23 protein-coding genes are annotated in these 25519 nt (G+C 48.5%); 13 read left to right on the forward strand and 10 right to left on the reverse strand.

Annotated elements, in window-relative coordinates; translation table 11 throughout:
- Positions 1 to 261: 261 nt before the first annotated feature.
- The 4 genes from BZG80_RS06875 to nagB all read right to left on the reverse strand — a co-directional run bounded on the left by BZG80_RS06875 (position 262) and on the right by nagB (position 5184).
- Entirely contained in the window at positions 262 to 1842 is a 1581-nt protein-coding gene (locus BZG80_RS06875) for a cation:proton antiporter family protein (RefSeq protein WP_077575875.1), read from the reverse strand.
- 171 nt (positions 1843 to 2013) lie between these two features.
- Positions 2014 to 3228, reverse strand: a complete 1215-nt coding sequence (gene nagC / locus BZG80_RS06880) for a DNA-binding transcriptional regulator NagC (RefSeq protein WP_077575874.1) — start codon at positions 3226 to 3228, stop codon at positions 2014 to 2016.
- Positions 3229 to 3235: 7 nt separating this feature from the next.
- Positions 3236 to 4372 carry an N-acetylglucosamine-6-phosphate deacetylase gene (gene nagA / locus BZG80_RS06885; RefSeq protein WP_077647055.1) on the reverse strand — a complete coding sequence of 379 codons (1137 nt, stop codon included), beginning with the start codon at positions 4370 to 4372 and terminating at the stop codon, positions 3236 to 3238.
- An 11-nt stretch (positions 4373 to 4383) separates the two neighbouring features.
- The gene (gene nagB / locus BZG80_RS06890) at positions 4384 to 5184 is read right to left on the reverse strand and encodes a glucosamine-6-phosphate deaminase (protein ID WP_077460159.1); all 801 of its coding nucleotides are present in this window, start codon (positions 5182 to 5184) and stop codon (positions 4384 to 4386) included.
- A gap of 318 nt (positions 5185 to 5502) precedes the next feature.
- Here nagB and nagE point away from each other — a divergent pair, with 318 nt between their 5' ends.
- Positions 5503 to 7005 (forward strand): N-acetylglucosamine-specific PTS transporter subunit IIBC, encoded by a 1503-nt coding sequence (gene nagE, locus BZG80_RS06895; RefSeq protein WP_077679040.1) that lies wholly within the window; start codon positions 5503 to 5505, stop codon positions 7003 to 7005.
- A 215-nt stretch (positions 7006 to 7220) separates the two neighbouring features.
- The gene (gene glnS / locus BZG80_RS06900) at positions 7221 to 8888 is read left to right on the forward strand and encodes a glutamine--tRNA ligase (RefSeq protein WP_077460161.1); all 1668 of its coding nucleotides are present in this window, start codon (positions 7221 to 7223) and stop codon (positions 8886 to 8888) included.
- A 70-nt stretch (positions 8889 to 8958) separates the two neighbouring features.
- Here the strand turns inward: glnS and fcrX are convergent, their stop codons facing one another.
- Positions 8959 to 9405, reverse strand: a complete 447-nt coding sequence (gene fcrX / locus BZG80_RS06905) for a ferric iron uptake transcriptional regulator FcrX (RefSeq protein ID WP_021022470.1) — start codon at positions 9403 to 9405, stop codon at positions 8959 to 8961.
- 196 nt (positions 9406 to 9601) lie between these two features.
- Between fcrX and BZG80_RS06910 the strand changes: the two genes are divergently transcribed.
- The gene (locus BZG80_RS06910) at positions 9602 to 10090 is read left to right on the forward strand and encodes a DUF4442 domain-containing protein (protein WP_021022469.1); all 489 of its coding nucleotides are present in this window, start codon (positions 9602 to 9604) and stop codon (positions 10088 to 10090) included.
- A gap of 59 nt (positions 10091 to 10149) precedes the next feature.
- Here the strand turns inward: BZG80_RS06910 and fldA are convergent, their stop codons facing one another.
- The 3 genes from fldA to BZG80_RS06925 all read right to left on the reverse strand — a co-directional run bounded on the left by fldA (position 10150) and on the right by BZG80_RS06925 (position 11842).
- The gene (gene fldA, locus BZG80_RS06915) at positions 10150 to 10677 is read right to left on the reverse strand and encodes a flavodoxin FldA (RefSeq protein WP_077460163.1); all 528 of its coding nucleotides are present in this window, start codon (positions 10675 to 10677) and stop codon (positions 10150 to 10152) included.
- 109 nt (positions 10678 to 10786) lie between these two features.
- Entirely contained in the window at positions 10787 to 11008 is a 222-nt protein-coding gene (locus BZG80_RS06920) for a DUF2788 domain-containing protein (protein WP_021022467.1), read from the reverse strand.
- A gap of 60 nt (positions 11009 to 11068) precedes the next feature.
- On the reverse strand, positions 11069 to 11842 hold the full coding sequence (locus tag BZG80_RS06925) for an alpha/beta fold hydrolase (RefSeq protein WP_021022466.1): 774 nt from the start codon (positions 11840 to 11842) through the stop codon (positions 11069 to 11071).
- A 98-nt stretch (positions 11843 to 11940) separates the two neighbouring features.
- On the opposite strand from BZG80_RS06925, the gene seqA reads away from it, so the two are divergent.
- Positions 11941 to 12486 carry a replication initiation negative regulator SeqA gene (seqA, locus tag BZG80_RS06930; RefSeq protein ID WP_021022465.1) on the forward strand — a complete coding sequence of 182 codons (546 nt, stop codon included), beginning with the start codon at positions 11941 to 11943 and terminating at the stop codon, positions 12484 to 12486.
- 28 nt (positions 12487 to 12514) lie between these two features.
- Entirely contained in the window at positions 12515 to 14161 is a 1647-nt protein-coding gene (pgm, locus tag BZG80_RS06935) for a phosphoglucomutase (alpha-D-glucose-1,6-bisphosphate-dependent) (RefSeq protein ID WP_077679027.1), read from the forward strand.
- A gap of 55 nt (positions 14162 to 14216) precedes the next feature.
- Here pgm and BZG80_RS06940 read toward each other — a convergent pair whose 3' ends face one another.
- On the reverse strand, positions 14217 to 15041 hold the full coding sequence (locus BZG80_RS06940) for a DUF1853 family protein (RefSeq protein WP_077679028.1): 825 nt from the start codon (positions 15039 to 15041) through the stop codon (positions 14217 to 14219).
- Between the two features lie 133 nt (positions 15042 to 15174).
- Between BZG80_RS06940 and BZG80_RS06945 the strand changes: the two genes are divergently transcribed.
- The gene (locus BZG80_RS06945) at positions 15175 to 15372 is read left to right on the forward strand and encodes a DUF2517 family protein (RefSeq protein WP_077679029.1); all 198 of its coding nucleotides are present in this window, start codon (positions 15175 to 15177) and stop codon (positions 15370 to 15372) included.
- Between the two features lie 134 nt (positions 15373 to 15506).
- The gene (locus tag BZG80_RS06950) at positions 15507 to 16265 is read left to right on the forward strand and encodes a Nif3-like dinuclear metal center hexameric protein (RefSeq protein WP_077575960.1); all 759 of its coding nucleotides are present in this window, start codon (positions 15507 to 15509) and stop codon (positions 16263 to 16265) included.
- Positions 16266 to 16318: 53 nt separating this feature from the next.
- Here BZG80_RS06950 and BZG80_RS06955 read toward each other — a convergent pair whose 3' ends face one another.
- A complete protein-coding gene (locus tag BZG80_RS06955) occupies positions 16319 to 17608 on the reverse strand; it encodes a citrate synthase (protein WP_077575870.1) in 1290 nt (429 codons plus the stop codon).
- A 420-nt stretch (positions 17609 to 18028) separates the two neighbouring features.
- On the opposite strand from BZG80_RS06955, the gene sdhC reads away from it, so the two are divergent.
- From sdhC to odhB, 6 genes are all read left to right on the forward strand, one after another.
- On the forward strand, positions 18029 to 18421 hold the full coding sequence (gene sdhC / locus BZG80_RS06960) for a succinate dehydrogenase cytochrome b556 subunit (protein WP_021022459.1): 393 nt from the start codon (positions 18029 to 18031) through the stop codon (positions 18419 to 18421).
- Entirely contained in the window at positions 18415 to 18765 is a 351-nt protein-coding gene (sdhD, locus tag BZG80_RS06965; protein ID WP_021022458.1) for a succinate dehydrogenase, hydrophobic membrane anchor protein, read from the forward strand. Before sdhC ends, sdhD begins: the two co-directional genes overlap by 7 nt.
- A complete protein-coding gene (gene sdhA / locus BZG80_RS06970) occupies positions 18766 to 20532 on the forward strand; it encodes a succinate dehydrogenase flavoprotein subunit (RefSeq protein WP_021022457.1) in 1767 nt (588 codons plus the stop codon).
- A 13-nt stretch (positions 20533 to 20545) separates the two neighbouring features.
- Positions 20546 to 21256 (forward strand): succinate dehydrogenase iron-sulfur subunit, encoded by a 711-nt coding sequence (locus tag BZG80_RS06975; protein WP_021022456.1) that lies wholly within the window; start codon positions 20546 to 20548, stop codon positions 21254 to 21256.
- A gap of 115 nt (positions 21257 to 21371) precedes the next feature.
- Positions 21372 to 24182, forward strand: a complete 2811-nt coding sequence (gene sucA, locus BZG80_RS06980; protein ID WP_077679030.1) for a 2-oxoglutarate dehydrogenase E1 component — start codon at positions 21372 to 21374, stop codon at positions 24180 to 24182.
- 28 nt (positions 24183 to 24210) lie between these two features.
- On the forward strand, positions 24211 to 25422 hold the full coding sequence (gene odhB, locus BZG80_RS06985; protein ID WP_077679031.1) for a 2-oxoglutarate dehydrogenase complex dihydrolipoyllysine-residue succinyltransferase: 1212 nt from the start codon (positions 24211 to 24213) through the stop codon (positions 25420 to 25422).
- Positions 25423 to 25519 lie beyond the last annotated feature (97 nt).

Raw genomic sequence — 25519 nt, forward strand, 5'->3', positions numbered from 1 at the left:
GTGCTGTGGCAGCCATGTGCTGTGGCAGTCATATGGTGCCAACGTGGTGGCCACAATGTAGAGACACTGTGCCTCGGGGAGAGGAAATGCACAAGCAGGTAAAACAAATTCGTTATCTAAATCGTGCCAGTGATGAATATTATTTAAAAATAACGATAAATAGCGAATAAAAACTAAAAATAGCACAGATAGCATACAAAAACGCACAAGAAGCGTCAGCGTCTTGTGCGTCATAAGGGAGAAAACAGCGATAAAACGGCGCTAGTCAGCCGATGACGAAAAGCGCTCTCGCACATGGCGGGCAAAGCCACTGCCTGCTTCTTGGTAGATATTAAAGGCTTCGTCCACACCCAGAGCCTTAAGTTGCTCCAACTCATCTTGGTACTTAGCAATCGCGGCCACTTTGCCCTTAAAGGGCGTTTGTCGAATTTGTTCCAGTGCCAGTGTATTGGCTTGGCTATTGGGCATCGCAAGTAAAATCAGTGATACGTTGCCATTTGAGACCGCTCGGGACCAAAAGTCGGGGTCGGTGGCATCACCCAGGATCACCTGCCGTCCTTCTTGCTGGTGGTGAGCGACGGATTCCTCTCGGGTATCAATCCCCACGATGGGCTGCTGGTGAGTGGTTGCCAATTCATCGTATGCGCCCGTGCCGATACGCCCCATCCCCAATACTAATATGCTGGCGTCACCGAGATTAATGGGTTGTTCACTGGTGTGAAGTTTATCTGGAGCACGCTCGGGTAACCAGCGCGAGGCCCATGTATACAACGCGTTACTAAAGGTATTTAGCGGCGCAGAGAAGATAAAGCTGAGCGAGACTGCGATAGCAATAGAGACAAGAATCGGCCCAGGCATTAATCCGGTTTGGTACGCCAGTCCACCGACAATGAGACCAAATTCACTGAAGTTGAACAAGGTAAGGGTGGTAAACAGCGCGGTGCGCACACGATAGCGAAAACCACTAACGACCCAATAATACAAAATGCCTTTTATCGGCAGCAGTAACATTAAAATCAACGCAAAACTAAAACTTTGCCAAGTAGGTTGCTCGGATAAGCCAATATTGAGGAAAAAGCAGATTAAGAATAACTCTTTAATATTAAATAGAGATTTAGCCATTTCTGATGCGCGGGGATGGCTGGCGAGTAACATTCCCAAGATGAGCGCGCCTAAATCAGGCTTGATCCCGACCGCGCCAAATAGCCCGGCGCCAGCAACCAGTGCAAGGAAAATAGCGTAGAGTACCAGCATTTCCCCATGGCCTGCCTTATCGAGTAGCTTGCCGAGTACGGGCTTGAGCAGAGGCAAAGCGAATAACAATAATGCGGTCAGATCAGGTGTTTTTCCTGAGATGGCTGTCAAAAAGATCACCGCGAAGATGTCTTGCATGATCAGCATGCCAATCGCCAAGGTGCCATACGTCGCGTTGAGTTCGCCTTTATCTTGTAAGGCTTTAATCGCAAAAACGGTGCTAGAAAAAGATAACGCAAAACCGAGTAGCAGCATCTCTGACAGGCCCATGCTTGATAGCATGGGAAGACTCAAGGCTTTCAGGCCCATTAGCGCTAAGGTAAAAAAGCCGGTTGTCAGCACATTGTGCGCGGTAGCTCCAAACCAAATTTCTTTGGCAAACAGCGTTTTGACATCGAGCTTTAACCCAATTGTGAAAAGGAGAAGGGTGACCCCTAGTTCGGCTAGCTGGGTGATCACGGGGGTGGATTGATACCCCATTGCATGGAGAGCAAAACCGGCGAGCAGAAAGCCAACTAAGGGGGGAAGGTGGCAGCGCATTAATATGTAGCCACTAACAAAAGCGGTTGAGATAAAAACCAGTTCCATATTTTATACTTATTCCAGAGTTGAATGAGACAACGTCTTGTCTGTCACGTGGCTATAATGTACACGTTTTGTGGTCAATCTGTGAATGTAAAATAGTCACTAACTTGGCCGATGAGGGATAAATGTGAAAAGGGAGAAAAACGGGCTTACAGAGGAGCAAGCCCGATAGCATTATTCTTCGAGTAACTGTTGAAGGAGTTCACCGTTTAGCATCGCACGCTTGACTAAAGCAAACGCCGCCATAGTCGGCTGAGTTTGTAAATCCGCGCTAACGATCGCCAGTTTTTGGTGGAAGCTTGGCAGTGACTGGTTTTCTACACAGCGCTCAATGGCGGGGAATACCACACTTTTGGCGGCGGTGATCTTACCCGCAATGACGACCAGCTGTGGGTTAAACAGGTTGACCGTCATCGCGATCGCTTTACCCAAATGATTACCGACTTTGACTAAAACTTGACGGGCCAGCTCATCGCCTTGCTCGGCGGCTTGGCAAATGGCCTCGATGGTTAACGTTTGATCGTGCGTTAGGCTGCTGGGATGCCCTTGAGCCAATAATTGCTGCGCATGCTCAATGATGGCCTCGTTTGATGCGACGGTTTCCAGGCAGCCAAAGTTACCACATTGGCATTTCTTACCGAGAGGGTCGATTTGAACATGCCCGAGTTCACCCACATTCCGGTTGTGACCGAGAAAGATCTGGCCATTGACGATAATCCCTGCCCCGGTTCCGTGATGCACACTGACCAGCATTGAATCGTAGTAGTCTTGACTGGCGCCAAAGTAGTGCTCAGCGAGTGCTTGTCCTCGAATGTCGTTGCCAACAAAGGCTTGCACGCCAAATTCATCGCGCAGTGTATCGGCGAGCGCGAGTTGCTGAATATTAATATTGGGCATGTACTCGACCACACCAGAATCTGGGTCGACCAAACCTGGCATCACAACCGAAATGGCAATGAGCTCTCGAATGGCATGTTGGTGGGTATCAATAAATTGGCTCACGATATCGATTAAGCCTTTGACCAACTGATCTTGATCTTGGTAATGAAAGGTTTCACCGTGCTCAGCCAGTGAGGCGCCGCTTAAGTCATACAAAGATAGCTCAATAAAATGACGCCCCAATCTTACGGCAAGCGTATGAAAAGGGGCGCACTCGGTGGTCAGTGAAATGGCGCGACGTCCACCGGTTGAGGCCTGTTGCGCCACTTCTTTGATCAGGCCTCTTTCCAAGAGTTGGCGGGTTATTTTTGTCACACTTGCAGGAGCCAGTCGACTCACATCAGCAATTTGTATGCGTGAAATAGGCCCTTGTTGATCAATGAGTCGATAAACGGCTGCGCCGTTCAATTGCTTTACGAGATCGACATTCCCAATTTTTCCGCCAGTCATAGGTGTCCTAGCTGTGTAAATAGTGCCCGTTTACGATCGTTGCTTGAATGTTGATTGAACGGTCAAAAATGGCAAGATTCGCGACTTTTCCGGGACGAATACTGCCATAATGCTGATCAATGCCCATTGCGCGAGCAGGATAGAGCGTCGCCATCCGCAAGGCTTCATCCAAGGCGATCCCTACATGCTCAACACTGTTATGCACCGCTCGGTCCATCGTCAATGCTGAGCCGCCAAGTGTACCATTTTCATCAACACACTTACCGTCGCGGTAATATACTTTCTTACCTACAAAAATAAAGTGATCCATGTCAGCTCCTGCTGGTGCGACTGCATCGGTAACCAAAACTAATTTATCCCTTTTTACTTGGTGCGCGAGTCGAATATTGGCATATGACACATGAAAGCCATCAGCAATCACGCCGGTATAAACATCGGGAGTATCATAAATCGCACCGACCATCCCAGGCTCGCGCCCTGTGATCGATGTCATGGCATTAAACAGGTGCGTAGCAAAGCCGATACCATTGGCGAAGCCCTCTCTCGCTTCAGCGTAGGTCGCATTGGTATGTCCTGCCGAGACAATAATCCCTGCCTTTGTCAGCGCCTGGATATGGGCGCGGGGGGTGAGCTCGGGCGCGACAGTAACTTTTGTAATGACGTCTGCGTTATCGCATAAGTAGGCAATCATGTCATCGCTACTTGGGCGAATATAATCAGCGCTATGTATCCCTTTTTTTTGAGTATTTAAGTAAGGCCCTTCTAAATGCAATCCAAGTGCTTGATGTGGGTGCTTGGCTTTATGGTCCCGCATTGCCGCGACAGCGGCTTTCATATCGGCATCAGAGCTGGTGATCAGGGTAGGCAGGAAATTAGTGCAACCTGATTTAAGATTCGCTTGGTGCATGGTGTCGATGGTATCGGACGTAATGTCATCATTAAACATCACGCCGCCACAGCCATTCAGCTGCAGATCAATAAAACCAGGGCTAACCATCGCACCTTCTAGACTGCGTGTTTCAATGTCAGTGGAAAGCGCATGTTGTGGGCATACGTCTGCAATCAGGCCTTCCCGAATGACGATGGCATGATCATCAAGTACCTCATGGCCAGTAAAAATCCGGCAGTGGGTTAGGGCATACATGCTTAAATTCCTTATAAATGATGGATATTTTGGGCTTCAAGCTCTTGAAAGTACTTCACCGTTTTGACTTTTAGCTCTGCGGTTGAGGGCGAGTCGCACACAATCATGGCCTTGGGATGAAGCTGCAGTGCCGAGACGGTCCAAAGATGATTGACGGACCCTTCCACCGCCGCTTCGAGCGCTTGCGCTTTATTGGCACCAGTAACCAGAATCATGACTTCTTCGGCATCGAGTAGCGTACCAACACCGATGGTGAGCGCGTGTTTTGGCACTTGATTGATATCATTATCAAAGAAGCGAGAGTTTGCCACACGCGTGTCTTCGGTCAAGGTTTTGATCCGAGTTCGCGATGCTAACGAAGAGGCCGGTTCATTAAATGCAATGTGGCCATCGTTACCCACACCGCCCATAAAGAGATGAATTTTGCCGTAGGCTTTGATTTTTTCTTCATAGCGTTGGCATTCCGCCTCGATATCGGTCGCATTTCCATCAAGCAGGTTGATGTTTTTTTCCTGAATATCAATGTGGTTAAAGAAGTTTTCATACATAAAGGTACGATAGGCCTGCGGATGATTGGCCGGGATACCACAGTATTCGTCCATATTGAATGTCACCACATGTTCAAAGCTGATTTCGCCTTTTTTATGAAGTTTAATCAATTGGTTGTAGGTATTCAGTGGGGTGCCACCGGTCGGCAAACCTAACACAAAAGGGTGGTCTGCGGTCGGGGCAAACTGGTTAATGGTATCGACGATGTAACGCGCCGACCAAAGACCAACTTGCTGGCTGGTTTGTAAAGGAATGAGTCGCATGAGTCACCTCGGTAATCGGTTCCGTAATCTAGGCTCTAGCATAACGGATATGTGCATTTATTTTTATCATAAAATAAGTTTTATGATCAGGCTAACAATTTTCTTCTGTTTTGGGGTTATTCGGTGATGATTCTCACAAATAGCACGGGTTTAATTTGCGAAGCGAATTTATTGCCATAAACTGCAAGTGAGTAACATTGCTTTACAAAAGAAGTGATTTAATAAAAAGTCCTTGAGTGAATGCTCAAGTGGTGGTTCCAGCAAAGGCGCATAGACGCACAATTGCTGAACACAGAAAAATACACAGGGGGAACGACGGTGAATATTCTTGGTTATGCACAACGTATAGGTCGTGCGCTGATGGTGCCGGTAGCGGTACTACCTGCAGCTGCGATCTTAATGGGGGTCGGTTACTGGCTGGATCCAACCGGTTGGGGCGCAAATAACGCCCTTGCTGCTTTTATGATTAAGTCAGGCGCGGCGATCATTGATAACATGTCCGTCTTATTTGCCATTGGTGTGGCATATGGGATGTCAAAAGATAAAGACGGTGCGGCGGCACTGGCGGGCTTTGTTGGCTTTATGGTGATCACCACGTTATGTGCCCCAGGCGCGGTTAGCCAAATTGGTTTAATCGATATTTCTCTGGGTAACAATGAGTTAGCGTTTAGCAAAATCAATAACCAGTTTATCGGTATCTTGATTGGTGTGGTATCGGCTGAGCTTTATAATCGCTATAGTGGCGTTGAGCTGCCAAAAGCGTTGGCCTTCTTTAGTGGTAAACGCTTGGTACCTATCCTGGTATCTGTGGTGGCTATCGCCATTTCGTTTGTACTGATGTTTGTTTGGCCTGTGGTGTTTGGTGGCCTGGTTCACTTCGGTGAAAGCATTACCAACTTAGGCGCCGCCGGTGCGGGTATTTACGGCTTCTTTAACCGCCTGCTTATTCCAGTCGGGCTGCATCATGCGCTGAATGCGGTATTCTGGTTCGATACCGTCGGGATTAATGACTTGGGTCGTTTCTGGCTCGGTGCGCAAGGCCTAGAATCTGGTGAGGCGATTAAAGGCACTACAGGCATGTATATGGCCGGTTTCTTCCCCGTGATGATGTTTGGCCTACCGGGTGCAGCGTTGGCTATCTATCACACCGCTCGCCCAGAGAATAAAGCACGTGTGGCATCGATCATGATTGCTGCAGGTTTTGCGTCTTTCTTTACCGGGGTGACTGAACCGCTTGAGTTTGCCTTCCTGTTCGTCGCGCCAGTGCTATTTGTCTTGCATGCGTTCTTGACCGGTATTTCGTTGTTCATTGCTGCAACGTTCAACTGGACGGCAGGTTTTGGTTTCTCGGCAGGCCTTGTTGACTTGGTGTTGTCTTCGAAAAACCCCGTCGCCAACGAATGGTATATGCTTCCTGTCATGGGGCTGGTGTTCTTTGTGCTCTACTATGCCACCTTCCGAGCGGCTATCATGGCAATGAACTTGAAAACGCCAGGTCGAGAAGATGACGCGGTTGAAAGTGCGCCTGCCAACAACAATGGCAAGAGTGATAACCGTGAACTTGCGCGTCAATACTTGAAAGCATTAGGCGGCCATCAAAACCTGACTTCGATTGATGCCTGTATTACGCGTTTGCGTCTGTCAGTTGCTGACCGTGATATTGTTGATGAAGCGAAGCTGAAAGCGATTGGTGCGATGGGCGTGGTCAAACTCGGCGAAAATAACTTGCAGGTTATCCTCGGTCCATTGGCAGAGATTATTGCCGGGGAGCTCAAGCAGATCCCTGAAGATGAAGATCTCTCCAAGGTGTCGTTGCCTTAAACTTAGTTTGAATGATGAATAATGACGATGAAAACGCTCAGCAGGTTGCTGGGCGTTTTTTTATCCACGGAGCATGTTGGTTTCGTCTAAAAAAGTAACAATTAAGAGGGCGTAGCAAAGACAATCACAACAACGGGTTGAGTCAGAGGGCGGAATAGGCGATCATAACGTCTATGTAGCTTTAAAATTCGCATTTTTGATACGAGGTAACCTTGATGAGTGATGCTGAAGCTCGTCCCACTAACTTTATTCGCCAAATCATTGATAAAGATTTGGCGGAAGGGAAACACACAGCGATCGTGACACGTTTCCCACCGGAGCCGAATGGGTATTTGCACATTGGCCATGCTAAATCAATTTGTTTGAATTTTGGGATTGCGCAAGACTATCAGGGTGAATGTAACCTGCGTTTTGACGATACTAACCCAGAGAAAGAAAACGTTGAGTATGTCGCGTCAATCAAGCGTGATGTGCAGTGGCTAGGCTTTGATTGGGCGGGAGAGGTGCGTTACTCCTCAAACTACTTTGATAAGCTTTATGGTTATGCCATCGAGTTGATTAAAAAAGGATTGGCGTATGTTGAAGAGCTAACGCCCGATGAGATCCGCGAGTATCGCGGTACCCTGACGGCGCCGGGCAAACATAGCCCTTACCGTGAGCGTACTGTTGAAGAAAACCTCGCACTGTTTGAAAAAATGCGCGCGGGGGAGTTCGAAGAAGGAAAAGCTTGTCTACGAGCCAAAATAGACATGGCATCGCCGTTTATGGTGATGCGTGATCCTGTGCTTTATCGCGTTCGTTTTGTCCATCATCACCAAACTGGGGATAAGTGGTGCATTTACCCAATGTATGACTTCACCCACTGTATTTCTGATGCGCTTGAGGGCATTACTCACTCACTTTGTACGTTAGAGTTTCAAGACAACCGTCGATTGTATGATTGGGTACTGGAAAACATCACCATTGATTGCACACCTCATCAGTATGAATTTAGCCGTCTGAACCTCGAATACACGGTGATGTCGAAACGTAAACTCAATCAATTGGTGGAAGAACAACTCGTTAATGGTTGGGATGACCCGCGTATGCTGACTATCTCTGGCTTACGTCGTCGCGGCTATACACCGGCGTCGATTCGTGAGTTTTGTCAGCGTATTGGTGTCACTAAGCAAGACAATACCATTGAAATGAGCTCTTTGGAGTCTTGTGTCCGTGACGACTTGAACGACAACGCACCGCGCGCAATGGCTGTTCTTGATCCCATTAAACTGGTGATTGAAAACAAAACAGACGGTGTTGAGTGGCTTGACGCGCCGAATCATCCGAACCAACCCGAAATGGGAACCCGCCAGGTACCCTTCTCGAGTGAAATCTGGATTGAGCGCGAAGACTTCCGCGAATCAGCAAACAAAAAATATAAGCGTCTGGTGTTAGACAAAGAAGTGCGTTTGCGTAATGCCTATGTGGTGAAAGCAGAACGCTGTGACAAGGACGAAGACGGCAATATTACCACGGTGTATTGTCGCTACGACCCCGATACGTTAGGGAAAGACCCAGCCGATGGTCGTAAAGTCAAAGGTGTTATTCATTGGGTATCTGCCGATAAGGCGTTACCTGCTGAGTTCCGTTTGTATGATCGCCTCTTTACGGTACCTAACCCAGCAAGTGCAGATAACTTTGCCGAGACGATTAATCCAGAATCACTGCAAGTACAGCAAGGCTATGTCGAGCCAAGTATGCAGAATGCGCCGGCTGAAAAAGGTTATCAGTTCGAGCGGACGGGCTATTTCTGTGTCGATAACAAAGATAGCCAACCCGATGCACTTGTTTTTAACCGAACAGTGAGCCTAAGGGATACTTGGGCGAAAATAGAAGGGAAGTAATAAAAAGCCGGCGTGTTTATCACGCCGGCTTTTTTGTTGTTATGTCACACCGTTAGTCGGTGTGCATCGATTAATCTGCGTTGTGAATGGAAGGATCGGCTTTGCAGTCGCCCTCCTGACAATGGCCATACAGATACAGGCTATGGTTGGTTAATTTCACATTAAAGCGGGCGGCAATCTCTTTCTGACGCTCTTCAATTAAGTCGTCAGAAAACTCAATGACTTTACCGCAATCAAGACAAACTAAGTGATCGTGATGATGCTGTGTCGCGAGTTCAAAGACCGATTTACCGCCTTCAAAATGGTGACGCGTTACAATGCCCGCATCATCAAATTGGTTTAATACGCGGTAGACCGTCGCTAGGCCAATTTCTTCGCCTAGATCAATTAACTTCTTATACAGGTCTTCGGCACTGATGTGCTGGCAATCTGGCTGTTGCAGCACTTCTAGGATCTTGAGTCGTGGGAGCGTGACTTTCAGCCCAGCTTGCTTCAACGCCTGGTTATTGTCTGACATGTGTATCTACCTGTTTTCTGTCTCTGTGAAGACAGTTGGATTAGCAAGGAAATATTCTATAAGACTATCAAAATTGCACTGCTCTCGCTACATCAGCCATGCTTTCTGCGTACGAAAATTGTTCATCTGTAGTTGCATCAATGTTTACAAGATGTGAATATTGCCTGGTTGGACCAGATAAGGAAGTCAATAGACCATGAATCGTTTCTATAAGCCACGAGTGGTGAAGTGGGCACTTAATAGCTGGCCACCGTTTTGGGGTGCCGGTATTCGTATTGAAAACATCAGCCCTGACTTTAAACGTGTCAATATGCGATTGAAGTTACGTTGGTGGAACAAAAATGCCAATCGTACTCAATATGGCGGCAGTATCTTCTCCTTAACTGATCCTGTTTACGCATTGATGTTAATGGGTATTTTAGGGCCACAGTACCATGTGTGGGACAAGCAAGCTGATATCAATTTTATCAAGCCTGGGACTACCGATTTATATGCAGATTTTGTGATCAGCGAAGCGGTATTAACTGATATTCAGCACAAGGCAGGGCAGGGTGACAAGGTGTTACCCGAATTTGTGGTGCATGTGAAAGATGCACATGGCGAGGTAGTTGCAGAAGTCAAGCGCACGCTGTATGTGAGAAAGAAACGGCAATACCGTGATATCTCGCCCAAAGAAGCTGCGTAATAAAAAACGCCAAGGCTAAGCTCGCCTTGGCGTTTTTTCGTCTCTCGAATCAGTGTGTCTTAGTCTTCGAGTTCGGCTAAACACATTTCTTCGTGAATTTGCTTAACCCATTTGCTCACACGTTCGTCGGTCAACTCTGGTTGGCGATCTTCATCAACGCATAAGCCGACAAAATGGCTATCATCCACAAGGGCTTGCGAGGCTTCAAACTCGTATCCTTCCGTTGGCCAGTGACCAATGATGGTCGCGCCCTTGGCTTCAATAATATCACGCACTGTGCCCATTGCATCACAGAAGTACTCTGCGTAATCTTCTTGGTCACCACAGCCGAAAATGGCAACGAGTTTGGTGGAAAAGTCGATTTGCTCTAGCTCGGGAAAGAAATCATCCCAATCACACTGCGCTTCACCATAATACCAAGTTGGGATCCCGATCAGCAGCAGATCGAAGTTATCAATATCTTCTTTGCTGCTTTTCGCGATGTCTTGCACGTGGACCATTTGCTTGCCCAGCTGCTTTTGAATGCTTTTCGCAATTGCTTCAGTGTTGCCTGTGTCACTACCAAAGAAGAGACCTACACTCGCCATATAAAAATACCCGTTTTTGTCAGTGGGTTGCTGTTTGCAACTAACTCGAATTTAAGAAAAAGCCGTGCTTTTTCACACCCATATGCATAGGCGATTATTCTCCGTTGGGTTAGCCGATACCGACGCCTTCCCAAACCAATTGAATAACCCCTTTTACGATAAAGCCGACACAGCCTAGCGTGAGCACAAACCAGACGATGCGTCGACCGAATACTGGTACGTTGCCCTCACGTAACACGTCTTTAATTGCCATGCCGATAAAAAAGAAAATCGCGGCGAAGACGAGATCTAGACCAATTTTTTCGAGCAATTGAAAGTGCTCGTAAAGCATGCGTGCCTCCATTGAGCACCGACTTCTGCGGCGCAATATACCACAAGGGTTGCTTAACTGTTAACGCTCGCCCGGCATTAAAAAGCGTTCGATGACACTTGCGACCACGGCTGGTTTTTCTGCATGTAGCCAATGCCCTGTGCCTGCCACCATGTGCGCTTTTGAATGGGGGAACTGCGCGACAATGGTATCGCGATGCTCAGACTGGATGTATTCAGAGTTCTGTCCTTTAACAAATAATGTTGGGCCTGAATACGGTCCAAAGGCTGTCCACCCCATGATGTCACGATAACCGTGATAAAGATTATCAATATTAAAGCGCCAGTCGTAGTGACCGTGATCGGTTTTATAGAGTGATTTCAATAAAAATTGGGTCACACCTGGGTTTTCGATCGATCGATTCATGATCGATTGCGCTTGCTGGCGATTTTCTAAGGTAACTGTTTGGGTCTCGCGTAGTGCGTTAAAGACATTGTCATGTCGGCTAACTTGATAGTCGACGGGGGCAATGTCCATCACAACCAGCTGCGAGACGCGCTCGGGAAAACGCTGGGCGATGGCCATGGCGACTTTGCCGCCCATCGAATGGCCCACCAGCGTGACCGTCTCAAGACGTTGCGCGTTCATCCAAGCAACCACAGCATCTGACTGGCTTTGATAATCCATACTCTTAGTATGATAGGACTGTCCATGGTTGGGGAGATCAATCTGATAGACACAAAAATGCTGAGCAAGGCTTTTAGCTAGCCCACCTAAATTATCCAGATCCCCAAATAAACCGTGGATTAATACGAGTGGTGACCCCTCACCACGAGATTTTCCATTTAACAACACGTTGCTTTTCTCTCAGATTACTGGCTTTAACGTAGAGTATACCTATCTATCTCTGTATAATCGCCCGTCAAACGATAAACAGGACGCGATGAAAAACAATGAAAACGATTGAGGTTGACGACGATCTATACCGTTATATTGCCAGCCAAACCCAGCATATTGGCGAAAGTGCATCAGACATTTTACGTCGCCTATTACTGTCGGATGCGGCACCGCAGCCCAGTCAAGCTGCGCCGACGACGTCCTCTCGTTCTAGTGGCATTGTTGTCAGTAAAGATGCTGGACGGAGTGTGTCCACTGATCGTGTCAAAGCGATGCGAACGCTTTTGATCTCAGATGAGTTTGCCGCACAAGATCGTGCCATAGGCCGTTTTATGCTTGTCCTAACCACTTTATACCGTGTTGATCAGCAAGGTTTTGCTGATGGTATGGCGTTAAAAGGACGTACTCGTCTGTATTTTTCCGATAATCCACAAACACTGTTGGAAAGCGGCAAAACAACCAAACCTAAACAGATTCCAGATACACCTTTTTGGGTCATCACCAATACCAACACTGGTCGCAAACGCCAAATGGTGGAGCAGTTGATGGAAAAAATGCAGTTCCCCAGTGATTTGACCGAGAAGGTTGTGAACGCGATTTAATCTATGCCACTCATGGGAGAAGAGAAATATGGCAGTGCATCCCCAAGCAGGACAACGCGCACAAGCAGCAGACTTGTGTGATATTCCTGCGCTTGTTACGCGTTTTTTCCAAGCTCAACCTCGACCAGGGCAACCCGAACAACAAGTTGCTTTTGGTACGTCAGGTCATCGCGGGAGCGCATTAAGCACCACCTTCAATCGTGATCATATTTTAGCGATTGCACAGGCAATCTGTGATGAACGCCAAGCCCGTGGCATCACAGGGCCAGTGTTTGTCGGTAAAGATACGCATGCATTGTCTGCGCCTGCGTTTGGGGCGGTCATACAAGTGTTGGCGGCGAATCAGGTGCAAATTATCGCACAGGCAAATCAGGGCTATACGCCAACACCGGGCATTTCCCAGCAAATTCTGGCTTATAATCGTGATCATGCTGAACAAGCGGATGGCATTGTCATTACCCCTTCACATAATCCACCGCAAGATGGCGGCATTAAATATAATCCGCCACATGGCGGGCCGGCAGAGGGAGAAATCACCAAGGCGATCGAATCCCGAGCCAATCGATACATCGATACCTATTTAGAGGGTGTTCAACACATCGATATTGATGCGGCGATGGCCAGCGACTATTACGTTGAAAAAGATCTCGTGACCCCTTATGTTGTCGGTCTGACTCAGGTGGTTGATATTGAAGCTATTCAAAAAGCGGGATTAAAGCTGGCTGTTGACCCTTTAGGTGGTGCAGGTATCGCCTATTGGCAACAGATTGCGACTCAGTATCAACTCGATATTACCTTGATTAACGATCATGTCGACCCGACGTTTGGCTTTATGCCGCGCGATAGTGATGGCGTTATCCGGATGGATTGTTCGTCTGCTTATGCGATGGCTGGGTTGCTCGCTTATAAAGACGATTATGACTTGGCTTTTGGTAATGATCCCGACTTTGATCGTCACGGCATTGTGACCCCCGCCGGTTTGATGAATCCTAATCATTACTTGGCGGTGTGCATTGATTATTTATTCCGACATCGTCAGCAGTGGCCTGCAGGGTTAGGTGTCGGTAAAACACTGGTGTCTAGTGCCATCATCGATAAAGTCGTCAATGACTTATCACGCCCGCTGGTTGAAGTCCCGGTCGGCTTCAAGTGGTTCGTGCCTGGTCTGCATGAGGGGACGCTTGGCTTTGGCGGTGAAGAGAGTGCGGGGGCGTCGTTTTTAACCTTTGATGGTCAGCCTTGGTCTACCGATAAAGATGGTATTATTCTTTGCTTACTGGCGACAGAAATCCTGGCGGTGACGGGGCTGACACCACAGGCTTATTATCAAAAGCTGGCGGATAAACATGGGGATCCTGCCTATAACCGTTTGCAAGCGGTCGCCAACGCGCAACAAAAGCAGGTGCTGAGCCAACTGCGTCCGGAAATGGTGACAGCTGACACCTTAGCAGGGGATGTCATCACTGCTAAATTGACTCATGCACCGGGTAACGGCGCGGCAATTGGCGGACTCAAAGTGGTCACGGATCATGGTTGGTTTGCGGCTCGCCCATCAGGAACCGAAGACATTTATAAAATCTACTGTGAGAGCTTTAAAGGCGAGCAACACTTGCGCTTGATTGAACAGGAAGCGCAACAAATTGTCGATCGCGTGTTTGAGCAACAGGACGTCTAGCGCGCTGTTTCCGTTCTCCGTTTGCAAAAAGCGTGCACGATTAAGTGCGCGCTTTTTATTTTTTGGGGGCGGGCGAAGGTGCGTTATTAGGCCAAGTGTTCGGCACCACGAACCAAGGTGTTTGTGTGTTATCTAACAAATGACACGTGCGGTCTATGTTACCGAGACTGCCTGAGACCATGGGGGGTAACTCCCCAAATTCTGGCAGAGATAACCATTGATCGCGGGCCAACATGGCAAATTCTCTGTCTGTTGGCAGTTCGTCAGGCCAGCACCACCAACCACCGACACTTGCCGCATTAACGGGAGGCCAGTCGGGCAGGTCAGTATCCTGGCTGTAATGACGGTAAAGCCGGCCTTGAACCATTAAGCGTTTTTGGGTGGGCCGCCAATGAGGAAACTGTTGGCAAAAGCTTGGATGACTCGACAGAGCCAATTGATGGTCAATCATGCGCGCAACTTTAATATCGAGTGCATCCTTGGCATTCGGACCCAGCCAGCGATTCTGATGAGCAAGATAAAATTTTACCGCGACTTCCCAGTGTTCTAACTGCCCTTGGTACTCAATCAAAAAATCAATGGCACCTCGTGTTTTTCCAGCCTCATTAACCTGTATTTCCTCTGCTTCTAGTCGCAAGTGCGGATGATGATGGATTAACTCAGTGAGCAACCATTGATAATAAAAGCCAATTCGCTTAGGGCCCGCGTACGGTTTAGATGCCGATACCGAGATGGCCGAGAAAAGTCCGTGCGGCACCAGCGAAAATTGCTCAGAAGACAACAACGGAAATTGGCGTTGTAGCCATTTTATATCCGCCTGTATTTGTTCCCTATTGGCAAACAACGTGTCCGGTGAGTGGTGTGACCGCAGATAAGCCATAATTTAATTACCTTGTTAATCGTTTGTTAATACCAAAAACGTATTTTTAGGATAGAAAACCAGCAAAATGTAGTAATACTACAAAAATAATGATAGACTTCACACATAACTGGTCAGATGAGTGAGGTTCGCTATGTATAAACCGTTCGATAAAACCCGTGTTGTTCTGCGTCGTTGTGTTGTCGTAGTGGCGGGCATCACTTGCCTGCCAACGCTGATTGCGCCATCGCTGGCTTCTCGTATTTATAGTCATTTGCACCAAGTATGGCTTAAAGACAGCACCAAACCTGTATGGCTGGCTGAGTCCGAGAAAGTTGGGGGCTATCTGTAACCCGCGAAGACGTGACTTAAACGCGCAACTTTGTGTGGTTGAAAAAGGCGGTTAGCATCAATGCTAGCCGCTTTTTTTATCTTTGCTTGTCAGGTTACACTGTTGCCATTGTCTCGCAAGTGAATGTGATTGCTATGAATAATTTCCAGCTAGAAGCCCTGCTTAACGCTGAACTGAAACCTGAACAAGTTAAAGACTACAGCCCAAACGGATTACAAGTTCAAGGCCGCGATAATGTACAAACCATTGTTACTGGCGTGACGGCCTGCCAAGACTTAATTGATAAAGCAATTGAATATCAAGCCGATGCTATCTTGGTTCATCATGGCTACTTTTGGCGTGGTGAGTCGCAATCAATACGCGGCATGAAGTATCAACGGATTAAGATGTTGATTGAAAACGGTATCAACTTATACGGTTACCATTTGCCGCTTGATATCCATCCCACATTAGGCAACAACGCCCAGCTAGCCAAACGATTGGGGATTGAGCTCATAGGTGGCTTGGAGCCCAATAATCCAGTCTCCATTCCTGTCTATGGCAAATTATCAACACCGATGACACTTGGCCAATTCGAGCAACAAGTTGCGACCGTGCTTAACCGAACGCCACTTGTCGTTGACGGTGGCAGGACAGCACGGATAGAGACCGTCGGTCTGTGCACGGGAGGGGCGCAAGACTTTATCGACTTAGCCGCCGAGCAAGGCATGGATGCGTATTTATCGGGTGAAATTTCTGAGCGAACCACGTTTTCAGCGCGCGAGCAGGGTGTGCATTATGTTGCCGCGGGGCACCATGCAACAGAACGTTATGGGGTTAAAGCGTTGGGTGAGTGGTTAGCTGACCATCATGGGCTTACCACGCACTTTGTCGATATCGACAATCCGGCATAAAAAAAGCCGCCTATCGAGGCGGCTTCGTTAGCTCTATCATCAAGGTGTCGCAGTTAATCGCGTTTATCCATTGGCGTGAATTCACGCTGGGTATAGCCTGAGTAAAGCTGGCGTGGACGACCAATGCGCTTGTGTGGATCCGTATGCATTTCGTTCCAATGAGCAATCCAACCGATCGTCCGCGACATCGCGAAGATAACGGTAAACATCGATGTTGGAATACCGATGGCTTTGAGGATGATGCCCGAGTAGAAATCGACATTCGGATACAATTTCTTGTCGATGAAGTATTGATCGGAGAGTGCGATGCGTTCTAACTCCATCGCCACATCCAATAACGGGTCTTGAATTTGTAGCTCTTCAAGCACTTCATGACATGCTTCGCGCATGACCGTTGCACGTGGGTCATAGTTTTTATAAACCCGGTGACCAAAGCCCATTAAGCGGAAAGGATCATCTTTATCCTTAGCGCGTTCAATGTACTCAGGAATATTATCGACATGGCCGATTTGCTCGAGCATGCGCAAGCAAGCTTCATTGGCCCCGCCATGTGCCGGCCCCCACAAGGACGCGATACCGGCAGCAATACAAGCAAACGGATTGGCTCCCGATGATCCCGCTAGGCGTACCGTGGATGTTGAGGCGTTTTGCTCATGATCCGCGTGTAGGGTGAAAATCTTATCCATCGCGCGCGCAACTACCGGATTCACCTCATATTCTTCACATGGTGTGGCAAACATCATATGAAGGAAGTTCTCTGCGTAGTCCAGATCGTTACGTGGATAAATAAATGGCTGGCCAATCGAATACTTGTAACACATAGCCGCCAGGGTAGGCATCTTCGACAGCAAACGAAACGCCGTAATTTCACGGTGTTTATCATTGTTGATGTCGAGAGAATCGTGGTAGAACGCGGCAAGCGCCCCTACAACCCCGACCATAACGGCCATAGGGTGAGCATCACGACGGAAACCATGGAAGAAACTCGCGATTTGTTCGTGAACCATGGTGTGGCGCACGATCATAGAACGAAAACCATCGTATTGTTTTTTTGTAGGGACTTCGCCGTAGAGCAGGATGTAACAGACTTCTAAGTAATCAGCGTTATTGGCAAGTTGATCTATCGGAAAACCACGGTGCAGTAAAACACCCGCTTCGCCGTCGATGTAGGTGATTTGCGAATCGCAAGATCCTGTCGCAACAAACCCTGGATCAAACGTGAAGTAACCTTCATTGACTAGCTTGCGCACATCGATCACATCCGGGCCGACAGTGCCTCCGATAATCGGCAGTTCGATTGGTGCTTTCCCTTCGATATGTAGGGTAGCTTTCTTCTCTGCCATAACAATCTCCTTTGTTATTTTATAATCCCATCCAGGATACGGACCCGACCGTTTTACCGATCGACCTCTATTATGTCAATTTTTAACCTATCGATGTGTGCGTCAGTTAATAACTTATGTGCGTTAGTTAATAACTTATTTGCAATGGGGGTTAAATATCTGTTGTGAGATTCCGGTCAATTTTGTGCGTTTGTAATTGTCTGTTACGCCACGTATACTTTTTTGAGGTCTCTGGGCAAATCAGTATCCTAGAGCGTTTAGGGGCTCAAACACCTTTCCTAACTGACGTGATCCATTCACCGAAAATTGCAGTTATAAGCAATAAGGTACATGAAGCGCGTTACGCAGATGTTGCAGGTCTTACGCTTTGAGTACTGAGGTTCAGAGAGTGTAATAACTATAAATGCTCAATAGAGCTGAGTGGGCAATATCGTGAAAGAAAGAAAGTCAAGACCCGTAAACCTCGACCTTAAGACGATTCGCTTCCCCATTACAGCGATTGCGTCTATTTTGCATCGGATATCAGGTGTGATCACCTTTGTTTCGATCGCCATCCTACTGTGGCTGCTTAGCCTGTCTCTCTCTTCTCCTGATGGATTTCAATCTGCTGCTGCGATACTCGATACCTTCTTCGTCAAGCTCGTACTTTGGGGCATTTTGACGGCGCTGGCTTATCACATCGTTGGCGGGATTCGTCATTTAATCCAAGACCTGGGTTACTTTGAAGAGCTGGAGTCGGGGGCAAAAAGTGCCCAAGTCTCGTTTGTAATTGCAGGCGTGCTAGCTGTGTTGGCGGGGGTTTTAGTATGGTAACAAAAAATATTTCATCGGTGGGTCGCAACGGTGTGCACGATTATGTGCTGGTCCGAGCTACTGCGATTCTCATCACACTTTACACACTTTATATGGTCGGTTTTGCCGTCTTTGGCCCTGAGATTACGTATGCCTCATGGACAGCGTTTTTCGGCCAGACCAGCACGAAGGTCTTTACCATGTTGGCCCTGGTCTCTGTGCTGATCCACGGCTGGATTGGGATGTGGCAGGTGTTGACTGATTATATCAAGCCAGCCTTGCTGCGCGGTGTATTACAGCTTGCTGTTGTCGCCACGCTTCTCATCTATGTGTTTGCCGGTTTCTTTGTATTGTGGGGTGTGTAAGTGAGTATTCCAGTTCGCGAATTTGATGCAATCGTTATTGGAGCAGGTGGCGCCGGTATGCGCGCGGCACTGCAAATATCCGAGCAGGGCCTAACGTGTGCGCTGTTATCTAAAGTGTTCCCAACTCGCTCTCATACTGTGTCAGCACAGGGCGGGATTACAGTGGCACTGGGTAACTCGCACAAGGATAATTGGCAATGGCATATGTACGATACCGTCAAAGGCTCCGATTATATTGGTGATCAAGACGCTATCGAATACATGTGTAAAACAGGCCCGCAGTCAGTCATTGAGCTAGAGAAAATGGGATTACCCTTTTCTCGCTTTGAAGATGGTTCGATCTATCAACGACCCTTTGGCGGTCAATCAAAAGAATTTGGGGGCGAGCAAGCGGCACGTACCGCCGCGGCAGCAGACCGAACTGGCCATGCCTTATTGCATACGCTCTACCAACAAAACATCAAAAACAAAACGACGATTTTTTCAGAGTGGTATGCCCTTGATCTGGTCAAAAACCAAGATGGAGTGATTGTCGGTGCAACGGCGATGTGCATGGAAACGGGTGAGATTTGTTACTTCAAATCGAAAGCAACCGTGTTGGCGACTGGGGGCGCAGGCCGTATTTATCAGTCAACCACCAACGCGCACATCAATACCGGGGATGGTGTCGGTATGGCGCTCCGTGCTGGCGTACCGATGCAGGACATGGAAATGTGGCAATTCCACCCCACAGGCATTGCGGGTGCCGGTGTCTTGGTGACAGAAGGCTGTCGTGGTGAGGGTGGCTATCTACTTAATAAAGATGGTGAACGCTTCATGGAGCGTTATGCGCCTAATGCAAAAGACCTTGCGGGTCGTGACGTGGTTGCCCGATCAATGATGATCGAGATCCGAGAAGGACGCGGCTGTGAGGGGCCATGGGGCCCACACATTAAGCTGAAGCTCGACCATCTCGGCAAAGATGTACTGGAATCGCGCTTGCCGGGTATCTTGGATTTGTCGCGCACTTTTGCACATGTCGACCCGATCAAAGAGCCGATTCCTGTTATCCCAACGTGTCACTACATGATGGGAGGCATTCCAACGCAAGTATCCGGCCAAGCCATTAAACAAGATCCACTGGGCAATGATATCGAAGTTCAAGGGCTTTTTGCCTGCGGTGAAATCGCCAGTGTCTCTGTACATGGCGCCAACCGCTTAGGGGGCAACTCGCTCTTAGACTTGGTTGTCTTCGGCCGTGCAACAGGGTTACACCTAGGGGAAACCTTGGCAGCGCAGGTGGAAGCAAGAGACGCCAGTGAATCAGACATTGAAGCCTCTCTGGCTCGCGTCAATCGCTGGAATAGTACTCAGCAGGGTGAAGACCCAGTAGAAATTCGCAAAGACCTTCAAGCGTGTATGCAAGAAAACTTTTCGGTGTTCCGAGAAGGTGAAGCGATGGAAAAAGGGCTGAAAGAGTTGGATGCTATCCGTGAGCGACTCAAAACAGCACGCCTTGATGATACATCAACAGAGTTTAACACCCAGCGCGTCGAGTGTTTGGAGCTGGAGAACCTGATGGAAACTGCCTATTCAACGGCGGTCTCCGCGTATTATCGGACGGAAAGCCGTGGTGCTCATGCGCGCTTCGACTACCAAGAGCGTGATGACGAGAATTGGTTGTGTCACTCCATTTATAACCCAGAAACGGAAACCATGTCCAAGCGCGACGTCAATATGGCGCCTGTGCATCGTGACGCTTTCCCACCGAAAGCACGTACTTATTAAGGGGGTCGAAACGATGAACGTTAATTTTTCAGTCTATCGCTATAATCCAGATGTGGACGATGCGCCATACATGAAGGATTACACACTCGACGTCCCTGAAGGGTCAGATATGATGCTTTTGGATGCGCTGTTTCAACTCAAAGAGCAGGATCCAACCCTGTCATTCCGTCGCTCGTGTCGAGAGGGGGTCTGTGGCTCTGACGGTGTCAATATGAACGGTAAAAATGGGCTGGCATGCATCACGCCTTTATCCTCGCTAATGGATAAGTCGGAGATTGTTATCCGTCCGTTGCCTGGTTTGCCCGTAGTGCGTGATCTCATTATCGATATGGGGCAGTTCTATGAGAACTACGAGCGCGTCAAACCTTATTTGATCAACGATGAGACACCACCGTCGCGTGAGAACCTTCAAGCGCCGGAAGATAGAGCAGAGCTTGATGGTTTGTATGAGTGCATCATGTGTGCTTGCTGTAGCACCTCTTGCCCGTCTTTTTGGTGGAACCCTGACAAGTTCGTCGGCCCTGCAGGCCTTCTTGCTGCCTATCGCTGGCTAGCAGATAGCCGTGATACGGCAACTGAAGAACGGTTATCTGATCTAGACGACGCTTTTAGTGTCTTCCGTTGCCACGGAATAATGAACTGTGTCAGTGTATGTCCAAAAGGGCTTAATCCAACCAAGGCAATTGGGCACATTAAGTCAATGCTGATTCAGCGCGGCGTTTAAAACGCTGAACCAATAACGTAGATAAAAAATGCCCCGTTCTAGGACGGGGCTTAATAACAGGTAACCCGGCTTAGAACCGGTGTTTGGATAAATAACTAGTGGTTAAGGGATAACAATGCAAAATGGCGTGATGAAGGCTTGGTTAGAGTCTTCTCATTTGGCTGGCGCCAATGCAACGTACGTAGAAGATCTCTACGAAATGTACCTCAGTGACCCGGAGTTAGTTGATCAAGAATGGAGAGCGGTCTTTGACCAGCTACCAGTGGTGAGTGATACCGCGGTAGAACAACCCCACTCTCGAGTTCGCGATTACTTTCGACGCTTAGCTACCGATACATCGCGTGCAAGTGCTTCAGTCAATGATCCAGATGTAGACGCGAAACAAGTCAAAGTTCTTCAACTGATCAATGCGTTCCGTTTCCGTGGCCATCAACAGGCCAGTTTAGACCCCCTCGGATTATGGAAACGTAAACCTGTCCCCGATTTGTCACCTGACTTCCATTCTCTTAACGAGCAGGATTTTAACGAAACCTTTAATGTCGGCTCATTTGCAATTGGCAAAGACAATATGCAATTAGGTGAGTTGTATGACGCACTGCAAAAGACCTATTGCGGGTCAATTGGTGCTGAGTACATGCACATTACAGATACCGAAGAAAAGCGTTGGATTCAAAGCCGCCTCGAATCAGTTGTGGGACAGCCACAATTTAGCGAGGAAGAGAAGCTCACCTTTTTGGAAGAGCTAACGGCAGCAGAAGGCCTTGAACGGTATTTGGGGGCTAAATTCCCTGGGGCAAAACGTTTCTCGCTTGAAGGGGGCGACTCGCTCATTCCTATGCTCAAAGAGCTTATTCGCCATGCGGGGAGTAAAGGTGGGCGTGAAGTGGTTGTTGGGATGGCTCACCGTGGTCGACTCAATGTTTTAGTCAATGTGCTAGGCAAAAAGCCGTCAGAGTTATTCGATGAGTTCGCAGGGAAACAAGATGAAAGTTGGGGAACCGGTGATGTGAAATATCATCAGGGGTTCTCGTCTGACTTTGCGACCCCAGGTGGTGACGTTCATCTTGCTTTGGCGTTCAACCCGTCACACCTTGAAATTGTTAATCCAGTGGTCATGGGCTCCGTGCGTGCGCGTCAAGACCGACTCGAAGACAGCACAGGCTCAAGCGTACTGCCGATCACCATTCATGGCGATGCGTCGATTGCGGGACAAGGCGTGGTGCAAGAGACCTTTAATATGTCTCAAGCGCGGGGCTTCCAAGTGGGCGGCACGGTGCGGATTGTGGTGAACAATCAGATTGGTTTTACAACCTCAAATCCGGCAGATTCTCGCTCAACCCAGTACTGCACCGATATCGCGAAAATGGTTCAGGCGCCGATTTTCCACGTCAATGCCGACGATCCCGAAGCGGTAGCATTTGTGTCGCGTTTAGCGCTTGATTTTCGTAATGAGTTTCAACGCGATGTGGTCATTGATTTGGTCTGTTATCGCCGTCATGGCCATAACGAAGCGGATGAACCGAATGCCACGCAGCCGATGATGTACCAGAAGATCAAAAAACATCCGACGCCGCGCAAACTCTATGCGGATGTACTTGATCAACAAGGCATTGCTAACCTAGAAAAAGCGACCGAATTGATCAACGAATACCGCGATCTGTTGGATAGCGGTGAATGCGTAGTGAAAGAGTGGCGCCCAATGGTGTTGCACTCGGTCGACTGGACCCCTTATCTCGGCCACGACTGGACGGTTGAGTGGGCGAACAAGTTTGATGCCAAACGGCTGAAAGAGCTTGGTAACCGTATCTGTCAATTGCCAGATAGCCATACGCTACACAGCCGAGTCGGTAAGCTTTACAAAGATCGTAAAGCAATAATTGATGGTGAAAAACCTGTTGACTGGGGGATGGCCGAGACATTGGCCTATGCCACGCTGGTGGACGACGGCAAGCGTGTTCGTATTACGGGCCAAGATACTGGTCGTGGTACTTTCTTCCATCGTCACGCGGTGTTACATAACCAAGGCGATGGCAGTACCTATGTCCCCCTTGCCAATATCCATAATAAGCAAGGGCCGTTCGAAATTTATGACTCTGTGTTGTCTGAAGCGGCCGTCGTGGCATTTGAGTATGGCTATGCGACCGCAGAGCCGGGTGGCTTAACGGTATGGGAAGCGCAATTTGGCGATTTTGGTAATGGCGCGCAAGTTGTGATTGACCAGTTCATCAGCTCTGGCGAGCAGAAGTGGCGCCGGATGTGTGGTTTAACCATGTTGCTCCCTCACGGTTATGAAGGGCAGGGCCCTGAGCACTCTTCCGCGCGCTTAGAGCGGTATTTGCAATTATGCGCCGAGCAAAATATGCAGGTCGTGGTGCCCTCGAGCCCCGCTCAGGTTTATCATATGTTACGCCGTCAAGTTGTTCGCCCGATGCGTCGACCATTGGTGGTTATGTCACCTAAATCCTTGCTACGCCATCCGCTTTGCGTATCCAGTCTAGAAGATCTGACAGAGGGCGATTTCCAACCCGCTATCGGTGAAATGGATGATCTGGATCCAAGCAAGGTGAAACGGGTAGTTATGTGTGCCGGTAAGGTCTATTACGATTTGCTGAAAGCACGCCGCGAGCAAGAAATCGATGACGTAGCCATTGTTCGTATCGAGCAACTTTATCCGTTCCCGCTTGAGGCGGTGAAAGAAGTGATTGCGCCTTACGGCAACGCAAAAGACTTTGTATGGTGTCAAGAAGAGCCACAAAACCAAGGGGCTTGGTACAGCAGCCAGCACAATTTCCGTGCAGCCTTACCGGATGGTGCCACACTCAGCTACGCTGGGCGTGCCGCCTCGGCATCGCCAGCGGTAGGTTATATGTCTGTACACCAGAAACAACAAAAAGCGTTAGTACAAGACGCTCTGACCCTAAAGTAAGAACTAGAACATTAAGGATAAATACGATATGACAATCGAAATTCTGGTTCCCGATTTACCCGAATCTGTGGCTGACGCAACGATTGCCACATGGCATAAACAGCCAGGTGACTCGGTAACCCGTGACGAAGTACTGGTTGATATTGAAACAGATAAGGTCGTGCTAGAAGTTCCCGCTCCTGCAGATGGGGTACTGGAATCTATCATTGAAGATGAAGGGTCAACCGTGCTGGGCAAACAAGCGATCGCCAAGCTGAAAGAAGGGGCTGTCGCGGGTGAACCAACCAAAGATGTGCCCGCTGAATCAGAGGCATCACCGGATAAGCGCCACACTGCGTCGCTAGAAGAAGAGAGCAATGACTCTCTGAGCCCTGCCGTCCGTCGCTTATTGGCTGAACATGATCTTTCTTCGGATGCGGTGAAAGGCACGGGTGTAGGCGGACGCATTACCCGAGAAGATGTGGAAGCGCACCTGAAGAAGCAGCCCGCGCAAAGCAGTGAGCAGAAAGCGGCGACCCAAGATGTGCCGCCAGTGGCAGAGCGAGGCGAGAAGCGTGTGCCGATGACGCGTTTGCGTAAGCGCGTGGCAGAACGTCTGCTCGAAGCAAAAAACAGCACCGCGATGCTAACTACATTTAACGAAGTGAATATGAAGCCAATTATGGAACTGCGTAAGCAGTACCGTGATTCGTTTGAAAAGCGTCATGATATTCGCCTTGGTTTCATGTCTTTTTATGTCAAAGCGGTCGTTGAAGCCCTTAAACGTTATCCAGAAGTGAATGCGTCAATAGATGGTGATGAGATTGTGTATCACAACTATTTTGACGTCAGCATGGCGGTTTCTACCCCGCGTGGTCTGGTAACGCCTGTACTACGCGACTGCGACAAACTAGGCTTTGCCGATATCGAAAAAGGTATTCGTGACTTAGCCATAAAGGGGCGTGACGGCAAGTTGACCGTTGATGAACTCACCGGAGGTAACTTTACCCTGACCAATGGCGGTGTGTTCGGCTCATTAATGTCAACGCCGATCATTAACCCACCTCAATCTGCCATTCTTGGCATGCATAAAATTCAAGATCGCCCAATGGCGGTAGATGGCAAGGTTGAAATCTTGCCGATGATGTACCTTGCGCTTTCCTATGATCACCGCCTTATTGACGGTCGTGAGTCGGTTGGTTTCTTGGTCACCATCAAAGAGCTCCTTGAAGACCCAACACGTCTACTCCTAGACGTTTAATGGTGTTATCGACCTCATTTTGAGGGAAATAAACCGTTTTGAAGGGGACGGAGGTCCCCTTCTTTGGAAAGCATAAAGATACAATAATGGACACTAA

Origin of the sequence: Salinivibrio sp. MA440, from assembly GCF_001996265.1 — a bacterium.
Classification (GTDB): Bacteria; Pseudomonadota; Gammaproteobacteria; order Enterobacterales; family Vibrionaceae; genus Salinivibrio; species Salinivibrio costicola.